The sequence below is a fragment of the Rhodopseudomonas infernalis genome, from assembly GCF_022271405.1.
In the GTDB taxonomy this organism is placed as follows: Bacteria; Pseudomonadota; Alphaproteobacteria; order Rhizobiales; family Xanthobacteraceae; genus Rhodopseudomonas; species Rhodopseudomonas infernalis.
Genome location: NZ_JAJNAL010000008.1, coordinates 101,562 through 115,226, shown reverse-complemented (window position 1 = coordinate 115,226; position 13,665 = coordinate 101,562). Strand labels below are relative to the sequence as shown.

The 13,665-nt window shown below is 61.4% G+C and carries 9 protein-coding genes and 1 riboswitch; of the genes, 5 read left to right on the top strand and 4 right to left on the bottom strand.

Annotation, left to right across the window (positions count from 1 at the left end):
• On the bottom strand, positions 1 to 2,670 hold the full coding sequence (gene alaS, locus LPW26_RS08055) for an alanine--tRNA ligase (RefSeq protein ID WP_238734095.1): 2,670 nt from the start codon (positions 2,668 to 2,670) through the stop codon (positions 1 to 3).
• A 216-nt stretch (positions 2,671 to 2,886) separates the two neighbouring features.
• Positions 2,887 to 2,991: riboswitch (glycine riboswitch) on the top strand.
• Between the two features lie 134 nt (positions 2,992 to 3,125).
• Here alaS and gcvT point away from each other — a divergent pair.
• The 3 genes from gcvT (at position 3,126) to gcvP (ending at position 7,730) form a co-directional block, all read left to right on the top strand.
• A complete protein-coding gene (gene gcvT / locus LPW26_RS08050) occupies positions 3,126 to 4,274 on the top strand; it encodes a glycine cleavage system aminomethyltransferase GcvT (protein ID WP_238734093.1) in 1,149 nt (382 codons plus the stop codon).
• A 9-nt stretch (positions 4,275 to 4,283) separates the two neighbouring features.
• Entirely contained in the window at positions 4,284 to 4,649 is a 366-nt protein-coding gene (gene gcvH / locus LPW26_RS08045) for a glycine cleavage system protein GcvH (RefSeq protein ID WP_054162400.1), read from the top strand.
• A 186-nt stretch (positions 4,650 to 4,835) separates the two neighbouring features.
• Complete coding sequence (gcvP, locus tag LPW26_RS08040; RefSeq protein ID WP_238734092.1) at positions 4,836 to 7,730, top strand: aminomethyl-transferring glycine dehydrogenase; 2,895 nt, start codon at positions 4,836 to 4,838, stop codon at positions 7,728 to 7,730.
• Between the two features lie 334 nt (positions 7,731 to 8,064).
• Here the strand turns inward: gcvP and LPW26_RS08035 are convergent, their stop codons facing one another.
• Both LPW26_RS08035 and recA read right to left on the bottom strand, forming a co-directional pair.
• Positions 8,065 to 8,685, bottom strand: a complete 621-nt coding sequence (locus tag LPW26_RS08035; RefSeq protein WP_238734090.1) for a hypothetical protein — start codon at positions 8,683 to 8,685, stop codon at positions 8,065 to 8,067.
• Positions 8,686 to 9,212: 527 nt separating this feature from the next.
• Complete coding sequence (gene recA, locus LPW26_RS08030) at positions 9,213 to 10,307, bottom strand: recombinase RecA (RefSeq protein WP_238734088.1); 1,095 nt, start codon at positions 10,305 to 10,307, stop codon at positions 9,213 to 9,215.
• A gap of 283 nt (positions 10,308 to 10,590) precedes the next feature.
• Here recA and LPW26_RS08025 point away from each other — a divergent pair, with 283 nt between their 5' ends.
• The gene (locus LPW26_RS08025; protein ID WP_238734086.1) at positions 10,591 to 11,571 is read left to right on the top strand and encodes an Abi family protein; all 981 of its coding nucleotides are present in this window, start codon (positions 10,591 to 10,593) and stop codon (positions 11,569 to 11,571) included.
• Here LPW26_RS08025 and LPW26_RS08020 read toward each other — a convergent pair.
• Positions 11,568 to 12,440 (bottom strand): IS1 family transposase, encoded by an 873-nt coding sequence (locus LPW26_RS08020; protein WP_238734084.1) that lies wholly within the window; start codon positions 12,438 to 12,440, stop codon positions 11,568 to 11,570. The genes LPW26_RS08025 and LPW26_RS08020 overlap by 4 nt on opposite strands.
• Positions 12,441 to 12,522: 82 nt before the next feature.
• On the opposite strand from LPW26_RS08020, the gene LPW26_RS08015 reads away from it, so the two are divergent.
• The gene (locus LPW26_RS08015) at positions 12,523 to 13,665 is read left to right on the top strand and encodes an ImmA/IrrE family metallo-endopeptidase (RefSeq protein WP_238734082.1); all 1,143 of its coding nucleotides are present in this window, start codon (positions 12,523 to 12,525) and stop codon (positions 13,663 to 13,665) included.

Below are 13,665 nucleotides of genomic sequence, written 5' to 3'. Positions count from 1 at the left end.
CTATCCGCCGATCGCGGCCGCGATCGCTTCGAGCGCGGCATCAGCCTTGGACCCATCCGGGCCGCCGGCCTGCGCCATGTCGGGCTTACCGCCGCCGCCCTTGCCGCCGAGCACTTCGGACGCCTTGCGGACCAGATCGACGGCCGAGAACCGCGACACCAGATCGGGCGTGACGCCGACCACGATCGAGCCCTTGCCATCCTCGCTCTTGGCGATCAGCGCGATCACGCCGGAGCCGATCTGCTTCTTTCCCTGATCGACCAGGCTCTTGAGATCCTTGATCTCGATGCCTTCGACCGCGCGCGCCATCAGCTTGACGCCGCCGATGTCGCGCACATCGCCGCTGCCGCCGGCGGCCGCACCACCACCGCCCATCGCCAGCTTCTTGCGCGCCTCGGCGAGTTCGCGTTCGAGTTTCTTGCGTTCCTGCACGATGGCACTGGCGCGCGACGTGACATCGCCGAGCGATGCGTTGAGCTCCGCCGACACCACGCGCAGATCGTTGCGCAGATTGTTCAGCGCCTGCCGCGCCTGCCGGCCGGTCAGCGCCTCGATGCGGCGAACGCCGGAGGCCACCGCGCTCTCGCCGGTGATTGACACCAGGCCGATGTCGCCGGTGCGCTTGACGTGCGTGCCGCCGCAGAGTTCGACCGACCAGCCGAACACGTTCGAGCCGTGATCGCGCGCGGCCTTGCCCATCGAGACGACGCGAACCTCGTCGCCGTACTTCTCGCCGAACAACGCGCGGGCGCCGGCCTCGCGGGCGTCGTCGACGGCCATCAGCCGGGTCACGACCTCGTCGTTCTCCAGCACGATGTCGTTGGCGATGTCTTCGACCTGGCGCAGCTCGTCCGGCGTGATCGGCTTCTGGTGCACGAAGTCGAAGCGCAGCCGGTCGGGCGCGACCATCGAGCCCTTCTGGGCGATGTGATCGCCGAGCACCTGGCGCAGCGCCTCGTGCAGCAGATGGGTCGCCGAGTGATTGGCGCGGATCGCCGAGCGGCGGGCGTGATCGACCTCGAGCGCAAGCGCATCGCCGAGCGAAATGGCGCCCTCCTCGACGGTGCCGAAATGCACGAACAGATCCCCGGCCTTCTTCATCGTGTCGGTGACGCGGAAGCGCACGCCGTCGGCGGTCAGCACACCGGTGTCGCCGACCTGACCGCCGGACTCGGCGTAGAACGGCGTCTGGTTGAACACGATCGCCCCTTGCTCGCCGGCCTTCAGCGCGTCGACTTCGGCACCGTCCCTCACCAGCGCAGTGACGACGCCCTCGGCGGTCTCGGTGTCGTAGCCCAAAAATTCGGTGGCGCCGTGCTTGTCGCGCAGGCCGAACCACACCGCCTCTGTCGCCGCCTCGCCGCTACCAGCCCATGAGGCACGCGCCTTGGCACGCTGGCGGTCCATCGCGTCGGTGAACGACGCGATGTCGACGTTGATACCGCGGTTGCGTAGCGCGTCCTGCGTCAGATCGAGCGGGAAGCCGTAGGTGTCGTACAGCGTGAACGCGGTCTCGCCGTCGAACATGTCGCCCTTCTTCAGGGTCGCGCTCTTCTCGTCGAGGATCGACAGGCCGCGCTCCAGCGTCTTGCGGAAGCGCGTCTCTTCGAGCCGCATCGTCTCCTCGATCATCGCCTCGGCGCGCACCAGCTCGGGATAGGCCTGGCCCATCTCGCGCACCAGCGCCCACACCAGCCGCCACATCAGCGGCTCCTTGGCGCCGAGCAGCTGCGCGTGGCGCATCGCGCGGCGCATGATCCGGCGCAGCACGTAGCCGCGGCCTTCGTTCGATGGCAGCACGCCGTCGGCGATCAGGAACGAAGACGAGCGCAGGTGATCGGCGATGACACGGAACGACGCCGCGTCCTGTTCGCCCGGCCCACGGCCGAGCGCCGACGAGGTCGCGTCGATCAGATTGCGGAACAGATCGGTCTCGAACACACTGTCGACGCCCTGCAGGATGGACGCCATGCGCTCCAGGCCCATGCCGGTGTCGATCGACGGACGCGGCAGCGGCACGCGCTCGTCCTTCGTCACCTGGTCGTACTGCATGAACACCAGATTCCAGAATTCGAGGAAGCGATCGCCGTCCTCGTCGGGGCTTCCGGGCGGGCCGCCGAAGATGTGCTCGCCGCGATCGATGAAGATCTCCGAGCACGGACCGCACGGACCGGTGTCGCCCATCGCCCAGAAATTGTCGGAGGTCGGGATGCGGATGATGCGGTCGTCGGAGAAGCCGGCGATCTTCTTCCAGTAGTTCGCCGCCTCGTCGTCGGTGTGGTACACGGTGACGAGCAGCTTGTCCTTCTTCAGGCCGAAATCCTTGGTGATCAGATTCCAGGCGAGCTCGATCGCGCGTTCCTTGAAGTAATCGCCGAACGAGAAGTTGCCGAGCATCTCGAAGAAGGTGAGATGCCGGGCGGTGTAGCCGACATTGTCGAGGTCATTGTGCTTGCCGCCGGCGCGGACGCATTTCTGCGACGTGGTGGCGCGCTGATACGGGCGCTTCTCCAGCCCGGTGAAGACGTTCTTGAACTGCACCATGCCCGCATTGGTGAACATGAGGGTCGGGTCGTTGCGCGGCACCAGCGGCGACGACGAGACAGCCTCGTGGCCATTCTTGGCGAAGTAGTTCAGAAACGCAGACCTGATTTCGTTAACGCCGCTCATGTTCGTCCATTCAGTCCGGAATGCCCGCGAAACGCCCGCCGGACCCCACTGTCCCGGAGTCCAGCCTTTTAGACGGGGGGCCGGCCGCTGTCCAGAAAGTGGGCATGGATTCAGTTGGTTGCCACTGACCTGGACGATAGCGAACTTCCGTTGATAGCTCGCTGCACTGCGTTGACAGCCTTGCTGCGGCCGTGTTTCTGTCCTACCTACCTTAGACTAAGTCGCGTCGGGAGAGATCGGCCCAATTCTTGATTGAAGGGGGCCGGCGCCGAAGGAGCAACCGCCCCGGAAACTCTCAGGCAAACGGACCGCGCGATTTGATGACATCTGGAAAGAGACCCTGCCGGGCGCGTCCCGGGCAGGTCCGCCGACGGGATAATGCTCTCAGGCACAGCGACAGATGGGGCTCGAGTGGTGACGAGAAATAGGTCTCGGGAACCGTGGGAGCCTTGTGAATGCTGGCGCGCGACGATTCAAAATCCTTGAAACGGACACCGCTGCACGCGCTGCATCTGGCGCGCGGCGGAAAGATGGTGCCGTTTGCCGGCTACGACATGCCGGTGCAATACGCGCCCGGCGTGCTGAAAGAGCACCTCCACACCCGCGCCGCTGCCGGCCTGTTCGATGTCTCGCACATGGGCCAGATCGAGCTGCGGGCCAAATCCGGCCAGCTCGACGACGCCGCGCACGCGCTGGAAAGGCTGGTGCCGCAGGACATCGCGGCGCTTGCCCCCGGCCGTCAGCGCTACGCGCAATTCACCAATGAATCCGGCGGCATCCTCGACGATCTGATGGTGACCAATCTCGGTGACCGGCTGTTCCTGGTCGTCAACGCCGCCTGCAAGGTCGAGGACGAGGCGCATCTGCGGGCGCATCTTTCGGAGGTCTGCGACATCACCGCCCTGCCCGAGCGCGCGCTGCTGGCGCTGCAGGGGCCGAAAGCCGAGAGCGTGCTGGCGAAATTCTGTGCAGATGTGACCACGCTGCGCTTCATGGACGTCGCCGAACTCAGCCTGAACGGCCTGCCCTGCATCGTCTCGCGCTCCGGCTACACCGGCGAGGACGGCTTCGAGATCTCGGTGCCGGCGGACGGCGCCGAGGCGTTCGCCGAGAAGCTGCTGGCCGATCCGGACGTGCTGCCGATCGGGCTCGGTGCCCGCGACAGTCTGCGGCTGGAAGCCGGGCTCTGCCTTTACGGCCACGACATCGACACCACCACCACGCCCGTCGAGGGCGCGCTGACCTGGTCGATCCAGAAGAGCCGTCGCAATGGCGGTGCGCGGCCGGGCGGCTTCTTCGGCGATTCGACCATTCTGAAGCAGCTCGATAGCGGCAGCTCGCGCAGCCGCGTCGGCCTGCGGCCCGAGGGCCGCGCCCCGGTGCGCGAAGGCGCGCCGCTGTTCGCCAGCGCCGACTCGGCGGAGACGATCGGCACCGTGACCTCGGGCGGCTTCGGCCCATGCCTGAACGCGCCGATGGCGATGGGGTATCTGCCGCGCTCGCACGCCAAGCTCGACACGCAGGTTTTTGCCGAGGTGCGCGGGCAGCGTCTGCCGCTGCGCGTCGCCGCCACGCCGTTCGTTCCGAACACCTACAAGCGCTGAGGACCCCGCATGACCACGCTCTATACCTCCGATCACGAGTGGCTGAAGATCGAAGGCGACGTCGCCACCATCGGCATCACCAACTACGCACAGGAACAGCTCGGCGACGTGGTTTTCGTCGAACTGCCGAAGGTCGGCCGCAGCGTCAAGAAGGCGGAAGCGGCCGCGGTGGTCGAGTCGGTCAAGGCGGCATCCGACGTCTACGCGCCGATCAGCGGCGAAGTGCTCGAAGTCAACGAGACGCTCGGCACCGAGCCGGCGCTGGTGAACTCCGACGCCGACGGCGCCGCCTGGTTCTTCAAGCTGAAGATCGCCGACAAGAGCGAACTCGACGGACTGATGGACGCAGCCGCCTACAAGGCCCACACGGCTTAGTACCAAAGCCGTCATGCCCGGGCTTGTTCCGGGCATCCACGCCTTCGAGCGTGTCATCGGATGCAAGACGTGGATGGCCGGGACAAGCCCGGCCATGACGAGCTGATGAGTACTTGAACAGTTGCGAAGCCGCGAAAAGTGCGAGCGCGCATTTCCAGTTGGACTTCTCGAAACGAGGACCTGAGCATGCCGCATCGCCGACCGATCGACGCCGCCAATGACTTCGTGCGACGGCATATCGGGCCCTCGCCGCAAGATATCGGCGCGATGCTGTCCACCGTCGGCGCCGGCAGCCTCGAGCAACTGATGGCCGAGACGCTGCCGTTTGCGATCCGCAACAAGGAGCCGCTGGCACTCGGTGCGCCGCTGTCGGAGACTGAAGCTTTGGCGCACATGGCCGAGCTGGCGGCGCAGAACCAAGTATTCACCTCGCTGATCGGCCAAGGCTATTCGGGCACGGTGCTGCCGACCGTGATCCAGCGCAATATTCTGGAAAATCCCGCCTGGTACACGGCCTACACGCCGTATCAGCCCGAGATCAGCCAGGGCCGGCTGGAAGCGCTGTTCAATTTCCAGACCATGATCTGCGACCTCACCGGGCTGGACGTCGCCAACGCCTCGCTGCTCGACGAGGCGACCGCCGCGGCCGAAGCGATGGCGCTGGCGGAGCGCGCCGCCGCGGCGAAGTCGAAGACGTTCTTCGTCGATCGCGACACCCATCCGCAGACGCTGGCGGTGCTACGTACGCGCGCCGAGCCGCTCGGCTGGACGATTCTGGTTGGCGATCCGGACACCGAGCTCGACGGCGCCGAGGTGTTCGGCGCACTGCTGCAATATCCCGGCTCATCCGGCGCACTTCGTGATCCGCGCGCCGCGATCGCCAAGCTGCACGAGAAGGGCGCGCTGGCCGTGATGGCCGCCGATCTTTTGGCGCTGACGCTGATCACCCCGCCAGGCGAACTCGGCGCCGACATCGCGATCGGTTCGGCACAGCGCTTCGGCGTGCCGATGGGCTATGGCGGTCCGCACGCGGCCTATATGTCGGCGCGCGACAGCCTGAAGCGAAGCCTGCCCGGCCGCATCGTCGGCCTGTCGATCGACAGCCACGGCCAGCCGGCCTATCGGCTGGCGCTGCAGACCCGCGAACAGCACATCCGCCGCGAGAAGGCGACCTCGAATATCTGCACCGCGCAGGTGCTGCTGGCGGTGATCGCCTCGATGTATGCGGTCTACCACGGCCCTGACGGTCTGGCCGCGATGGCCCGTCGCGTTCACCGCCGCACCGCGACGCTCGCCGCCGGCCTCAAGCAGCTCGGCTTCGCGCCGGCGAACGACACGTATTTCGACACGCTGACCGTCGAGGTCGGCGACAAGCGCGACGCCATCGTGGCGCGCGCCGAGGCCGAAAAGATCAACCTGCGGATCAACGCGAGTTCGCTCGGCATCGCGCTCGACGAGACCACCACACCGGCGACCGTCGAGGCGCTGTGGCGCGCGTTCGGCGGTTCGCTCGACTATGCGAGCGTCGAGCGTGGCGCCGCCGATACGCTGCCGAACGGTCTGAAGCGGACCAGCGATTTCATGACGCAGGCCGCGTTCCAGGACTATCGCTCGGAGACCGAACTGCTGCGCTACATGCGCAAGCTCAGCGACCGCGACCTCGCGCTCGACCGCGCGATGATCCCGCTCGGCTCCTGCACCATGAAGCTGAACGCCACCACCGAAATGATGCCGCTGACCTGGCCGGCGTTCGGCAGCCTGCACCCGTTCGTGCCGCGCGCGCAGGCCGAAGGCTATCACGCGATGTTCGCGACACTCGAAGCCTGGCTGGCCGAGATCACCGGCTACGACGCGGTGTCGCTGCAGCCGAATTCGGGCGCACAGGGTGAGTATGCGGGTCTGCTGGCGATCCGCGGCTATCATCTGTCGCGCGGTGAGCCGCACCGCAGGATCTGCCTGATCCCGTCCTCGGCGCACGGCACCAATCCGGCGTCGGCCACGATGGTCGGCATGGATGTGGTCGTGGTCGCCTGCAACAGCCACGGCGACGTCGACGTCGACGATCTGCGTGCCAAGGCCGAGGCGCATTCGGCCAATCTGGCCGCGGTGATGATCACCTACCCGTCGACCCACGGGGTGTTCGAGGAGCATATCCGCGACATCTGCGACATCGTCCACGCCCATGGCGGCCAGGTCTATCTCGACGGCGCCAATCTCAACGCCCAGGTCGGCCTCGCCCGTCCCGGCGCATACGGCGCCGACGTCAGCCACCTCAATCTGCACAAGACGTTCTGCATCCCGCACGGCGGCGGCGGCCCCGGCATGGGGCCGATCGGCGTCAAGGCGCATCTGGCGCCGTTCCTGCCCGGCCATCCGGCCGAAGGCGAGCCGACCTCCGGCGTGCTGCACGGCGGCGGCACGGTGTCGGCGGCGCCTTACGGTTCGGCGTCGATCCTGACCATCTCCTACATCTACATCCTGATGATGGGCGGAGCCGGGCTGCAGCGCGCCACCGAGATCGCCATCCTCAACGCCAACTACATCGCCGCCAAGCTGCAGCCGCATTTCCCCGTGCTGTATCGCAACCTCCGCGGCCGCGTCGCGCATGAATGCATCGTCGATCCGCGGCCGCTGAAGACCACCTCGGGCGTCACCGTCGACGATATTGCCAAGCGGCTGATCGACTACGGCTTCCACGCGCCGACCATGAGCTTCCCGGTGCCGGGTACGTTAATGATCGAGCCGACCGAGTCGGAATCGAAGGCCGAAATCGACCGGTTCTGCGACGCCATGATCGCGATTCGCCGCGAGATCGCGCAGGTCGAGGAAGGCCGGTTCAAGATCGAGCAATCGCCGCTGCGGCACGCGCCGCACACCGTTCACGACGTCACCTCCGCAGAGTGGACGCGCCCCTACCCGCGCACGGAAGGCTGCTTCCCGGCGCCGCATTCGCGCACGGATAAATACTGGAGCCCGGTCGGTCGCGTCGACAACGTCTACGGCGACCGCAACCTGATCTGTTCCTGCCCGCCGATCGAAGATTACGCACTGGCCGCGGACCACGCGCGGGCGGCGGAGTAAAGCGGGAGCAACGATGGGCAGGGAACGACTGGTCAGGAGTTAGATCGCCCCTCCTTAGCGTTCTAACTCCCGATCATGATCGAGCTCGGGCGCGCGAGTCGTCTCTTTACTTGACGAACGATCCTCTAGAAAGCTTGGTAATGATATCGTGGCGAGCGCCTGTTCGTTGCGCATGACTACTTCAGCCAAAGCGAGGCGATTTGTGTCGCGACTCGAATTTCGAGAACTACCCGTTGGTGGATTCGTGATCGGCCTTCCGACCGAAATGCGGTTTGAGGCGAAGCTGGTCGATTAAAAGCGAAGCGGGAAGTCAAACATCGTGGATGCAGCCTGATCAATCTGGCGTAAGCCAGTTCATTCCCGGCATACTTCTCTTAACGTGCTCGTAGCCGATCTCAGGAATGAAAAATGTAATACGGAAAATTTTCCCCCTGAGAAAAGTACAATCTTCGAACATTATTCCGTTTGCAGTGAAAGCATCGTCCTTGACCTTGCATGCGTCACAGCCAATGAAGTTCACCCCGTTCATGCTTCCAGCGCCCGGCTTGGTGGCTGACAGAGCGGCGTTCGCCGGACCTAATATCTCGCAATCTATAAACGTCTTCCCTCTGACTATCGGCTCGATCGGAGATACTAGGTCGGCAACGTTTATTCGTACATTTCGGAATGTCTGTTCAAGTGGATTAATGCGCTCCGTTTCTTGGTAAAATCGTTCTTGGATACTGGCATTCACCAACCACAGCCGCGCCCTAGCAAAAACTGCATAGAAAATTGCCGTAATCGTTACGCCCACGAAACCGGCAGCTATCCAGGAAAGAGGTGCCCACTCCTGAAAGGCTGTTATTGCCCAAGTTGCCCATGCAGGAAGGGCGAAGCTCAATGCCCACCCCAGCAACAGCGCAAGCTTACCGAGATCCTTCCAAATCCAAGAGATTAGTTTACTAAAAATTGTCATGCACAATTATGCCGAGTTAAGAATGATCTACGCAACAAATAAAGTAGCCCATTTTAGGTCTATTAGCGCTATCTGACAGCGCCCGACAATCCATCTCATGCAAAGATCGTCCGAAATCTCGCCCCACGCGCGCACAATCAATTTGTGGGTCCAGCGGACGCCGACGGCGTCGGCCCGCGGGCGGGCAGTGCAAATCGTGGGCGACTAAGTGTTGAGAGATGGATTTGCACAAAGCAGATCGTCGGCACCCGAGAAAGCTGGTGACAAAATGCCGCAAAGCATTTGAGGCGATGCAGATTATCACGCGCTCTAAAATGCTGGGGCGCCCCCCTTCGCTGGCGATGACGGCGGAGAATCGTGCGAGCGGTGCAATGACGGTCGGGCACCGAGCACCCGCGCGACAAACAACTCATCATCTTAAAAAGGTGCGGCGAGCGCTACGGGTTCCCCGGCAACAGGGGTTCGCGGCGCCCGCCGGCTTTAACTGTTACGACCACCGGGCCGGCGTGATCGCCGGCCGCGAGGACTTACTCTTCGACCGGCTCCTCGCCGTCTGCGTCGGTCTCCGGCGAGCCGGCGAGAATCTGTTCGGCGATCAGACCGGAATTCTGCCGGATCGACGCTTCGATCTTGGCGGTGAGATCCGGGTTGGCGCGCAGGAATGCCTTGGCGTTCTCGCGGCCCTGGCCGAGCCGCTGGCTGTCATGCGAGAACCATGCGCCGGACTTATCGACAACACCAGCCTTGACGCCGAGGTCGAGGATCTCACCCAGTTTGGAGATGCCCTCGCCGTACATGATGTCGAACTCGACCTGTTTGAACGGCGGCGCCAGCTTGTTCTTCACCACCTTGACCCGGGTCTGGTTGCCCACGACTTCGTCGCGATCCTTGATCTGGCCGATGCGGCGGATGTCGAGGCGGACCGAGGCGTAGAACTTCAGCGCATTGCCGCCTGTCGTGGTCTCGGGCGAGCCGTACATCACGCCGATCTTCATCCGGATCTGATTGATGAAAATCACCATGGTGTGCGACTTGTTGATCGAGGCGGTGAGCTTGCGCAGCGCCTGGCTCATCAAGCGGGCCTGCAGGCCGGGCAGCGCGTCGCCCATCTCGCCTTCGAGTTCGGCGCGCGGCACCAGTGCCGCCACCGAGTCGACGATCAGCACGTCAATCGCGCCGGAGCGCACCAGCGTGTCGGCGATTTCCAGCGCCTGTTCGCCATGGTCAGGTTGCGAGATCAGCAGCTCGTCGACATTGACGCCGAGCTTGCGGGCATAGACCGGATCGAGCGCGTGCTCCGCATCGATGAAGGCGCAGATGCCGCCCTTCTTCTGGGCCTCGGCGACGCAATGCAGCGCCAGCGTGGTTTTGCCCGAGGATTCGGGCCCATAAATCTCGACGACACGCCCCTTCGGGAGGCCGCCGACGCCGAGCGCGATATCCAGCCCGAGCGAGCCAGAGGAGATCGTCTCGATGTCCATCGAACGATCGTTCTTGCCGAGCTTCATCACCGAGCCCTTGCCGAACTGACGCTCGATCTGTGACAGCGCAGCAGAGAGCGCCTTGGATTTGTCCATTGAAGAACCTTCGACGATACGCAGGGCAGTGGGGCCGGAAGCCATGTGATGCTCCTTATGAACGGGATTCGCCGAGGGGACAAACCGCGGTGGTCGAGACCTGATGCAACCAATGTACACGGTTCGTTCCGTGTTCGCAATATGTTCTTCTCATTCTTGGTGGGTAGTGTCTCACTTTGAAAACTGAACTTTTTGCTTAGGGGTTGTACGGGCATCCCCCGTACAACGGATTTTCTACAATTGATTGACCTTCAGTAATTGACTTTTCACCCATGCACTATACGTTCGCCATCAATAATACCCCGCCCGCCTCTCCTTGGAAGCGCATATGGTGGGGTTTTCCTTGTCTGGGGCCGCAACTTTGGCGCGCATTACGTTTGCGAAGCCCGCTCTTGGATTGGAAGAGCAGGCCATACTTCTCGCTAGCCGAGGCTTGGTTTTCGAGAATTGGGCAGATTCCTTCGACCACTTACAGCACATTGGCTATTATAGGTTCTCTGGCTATCTGCACCCCTTCAAATCCGGTCTTAACGGCGGTTCGGCGTATTACCACCCGGGCACGACATTTGAGTTGGTCCACGACAGATATATTTTCGACCGCAAGCTTCGGATGTTGGTGCTAGAGGCTGTTGAAAAAATTGAGATAGCTGCCCGCGCCGCTATATCGAATTCGGTCGCGTCAAGACATGGCCCGCACTGGTACATGGACAAAACTAAATTCGGAAGACCGGGCTTCTATCATCGGCATGAGCGATTTGACCTTGATGCATGGCACGCCGATTTCATCGCAGATTTAAAACGGCAAATTGGCCATAACCAAGCTTCAAGACGTGATGTCTTTATCAAGCACTATTACAACTCATACGATCGCCCGGAGTTGCCGCCGTGCTGGATGACATTTGAGGTAATATCATTTGGATCAATCTCTCAGTGCTTCAAGTTTCTAAAGCACCCCGAATACGGCGATGTCTGCAGAAAGTTTGGGCTCAACCACCAGATTCTAAGTTCTTGGCTGCACGCAATCTCATATGTCAGAAACCTTTGTGCTCATCATTCGAGGCTCTGGAACCGCGTTTTAACGATTAAGCTAACAATTCCAAATGCTCGTAGAGTGCAGTTTAACGGTCAGAATGACCGTATTTATTCGGTACTACTAGCAATGCAGATCATTTTGCAAAAGATATGGTCTAACAACCATTGGGCAGAAGCCCTTGGAAAGATCATCGATTCACACCCGCGTATTCCCCTAACGTCTATGGGATTTCCCGAGGACTGGAAACAGAGAAAAGAATGGCGCCTTGCGCCTTAAGCGCCCGGTTGGCGCGTGCGTTTTCTTTCGTCCCGCGCATCGATTAGCGCAACAATGCCTTCCGTATTCCAAAGCTTTTCCGTAACTCCTGCGGCCATTGCGGGTGTCACTCTTAGCGTCTTATGGATACGGCAGAAATTGTAAAACATGAAGTAGAGCGCCAGCGCGTGGCAGTGGTTGTCGAGCTTCTTTGAGAAGGCGTTGGTCAGTCGGGTGAAGCGGCGCATTCCCATCCGCATGTTGAGGTTCTGGCGTTCCACATAAGACGTGCTGACGTGCTTGATATCCGGCTCACCCTCAACCTTCACCTTCTTTGAGCCAATGCACTCTGCGGGGCTGTAGCGGCTCTCGTCGCCTTTTCCAGGGGCCGCGCCGTAAATCTCGACCAGTTGGGCGTAGTCGATGCCATCGACGCCAAAAGCCTCCTGAACGGCTTCCAGATATACCTTGAGTCCGTCAGTCGTCAGCTGCATCCGGGTCTTAACCCGGTCACGCAAGTCCTCCATGATGTTCGCCGCGTTGTCAGCATCGCGGTCGCCGACGCTCCATGTCACGATGAGCTTGGTGTCGGCATCCAGCGCCGTCCAAGTCCAGACGTTGCCAGCGCCCTTCGGAGCGGCCTTGGCGGCCTTTACGTTCTTGTCCTTCGAGTAGCAAAACGACCAGATTTCATCGCACTGGACGCGCTTGCAGTTCAGGCCGCGAACATACTGGTCATGATAGGCGGCGCAGACCTGTCCGGCATCGACCAGCATCTTGCTAACCGTGTTGATCGACACGTCAGCCACCCGGCTGATCGACCGCATGGAGCTTCCCTCGCAAAGCATCGAGAGGATCTGGACACGCTTCTGCAGGGGCAATTTGTTCATGCGTTCATAATGAAATTTTCATACTTGATGTCAAGCATAAAGTTCAGTTTGCAAGTTTGCGCAAACCGGCTAAGCTGCGGCCATGATGGATGATTCCAGCCAATTTCGCTCCCCGGATCAGCTTATCGACGCCCTTTTGAAGGAAAAAGGATGGACGAACAGGATTTTGTCGCTGGTGCTAGGGATGGATGAGACGGCCGTTTCTCGGATCGTCAACGGCAAACGTGCCATCGATGCCGATCTAGCCGTCGTCTTGGAGGAAGCGTTCTGCGTCCCCGCCGAGCACTTCCTTGAGCTTCAGCAAAGCTATGACCTATCCCAAGCCCGACTGGCCGCACGGCATGATCCGGTACGAGAGACCCGCGCGCATCTCTTTGGCAAGTTGCCTGTTTCGGAAATGATTAAACGGGGGTGGATAAACGCTAAAGACCTCAAAGACCCGATGGTCCAGCCGGAGCTAGTGCGCTTCTTCGGCGTCAACCGTGTCGAAGACATCGAGATACTTCCGCACGCGGCTAAAAGAACACAGGTCAATACTGAAGCTACTCCTGTGCAACTCGCATGGCTTTACCGGGTTCGAAAGATCGCGAGCGAAATGCTTGTCGCGCGCTATTCCCCAGCATCCGCCAAATCTGCAATTTCAAAACTTAGGCCGTTACTCTCATCTGCCGAGGAAGCGCGGAAAGTGCCTCGCATACTCGCCGAGCACGGCATCCGTTTTTTAGTCGTCGAATCTCTTCCCTCGGCAAAAATCGACGGCGTATGTTTTTGGCTGAACGAGAGGTCTCCGGTGATCGCGCTTTCGATGCGCTTCGATCGGATCGATAATTTTTGGTTTGTCCTAAGACACGAATTGGAGCACGTCGACCAGCGGCATGGCGCCGGTGGCATGATGCTGGACTCCGATTTGGAAGGCGATAGTGCCGGCACTTGCGAAGGCATTGCTGAGGAAGAACGCGTAGCAAATGCCGCTGCCGCTGAGTTCTGCGTACCACAAAAGATGTTGGAAGCCTTCGTTGCAAGAAAGGCTCCAATGTTCTCCGAACGAGACATCTTGGCTTTTGCCAAGATGATCAACGTTCACCCTGGTTTGATTGCAGGGCAATTGCGTCGCCGCATCGGTCGATATGACCGGTTCGGCAATCATATCGTGAAGATCCGTTCGATCGTGACGCCTAACGCGATCACGGACGGTTGGGGAGATGTTGTGCCGCTAGGCAATTGA

Excerpts from the sequence above, each read along its gene's own strand:
- gcvP (WP_238734092.1), top strand. The coding sequence starts at position 4,836 with ATGCCGCATCGCCGACCGATCGACGCCGCCAATGACTTCGTGCGACGG.
- alaS (WP_238734095.1), bottom strand. The coding sequence starts at position 2,670 with ATGAGCGGCGTTAACGAAATCAGGTCTGCGTTTCTGAACTACTTCGCC.
- LPW26_RS08015 (WP_238734082.1), top strand. The coding sequence starts at position 12,523 with ATGATGGATGATTCCAGCCAATTTCGCTCCCCGGATCAGCTTATCGAC.
- gcvT (WP_238734093.1), top strand. The coding sequence starts at position 3,126 with ATGCTGGCGCGCGACGATTCAAAATCCTTGAAACGGACACCGCTGCAC.
- recA (WP_238734088.1), bottom strand. The coding sequence starts at position 10,307 with ATGGCTTCCGGCCCCACTGCCCTGCGTATCGTCGAAGGTTCTTCAATG.
- LPW26_RS08035 (WP_238734090.1), bottom strand. The coding sequence starts at position 8,685 with ATGACAATTTTTAGTAAACTAATCTCTTGGATTTGGAAGGATCTCGGT.
- gcvH (WP_054162400.1), top strand. The coding sequence starts at position 4,284 with ATGACCACGCTCTATACCTCCGATCACGAGTGGCTGAAGATCGAAGGC.
- LPW26_RS08020 (WP_238734084.1), bottom strand. The coding sequence starts at position 12,440 with ATGAACAAATTGCCCCTGCAGAAGCGTGTCCAGATCCTCTCGATGCTT.
- LPW26_RS08025 (WP_238734086.1), top strand. The coding sequence starts at position 10,591 with ATGGTGGGGTTTTCCTTGTCTGGGGCCGCAACTTTGGCGCGCATTACG.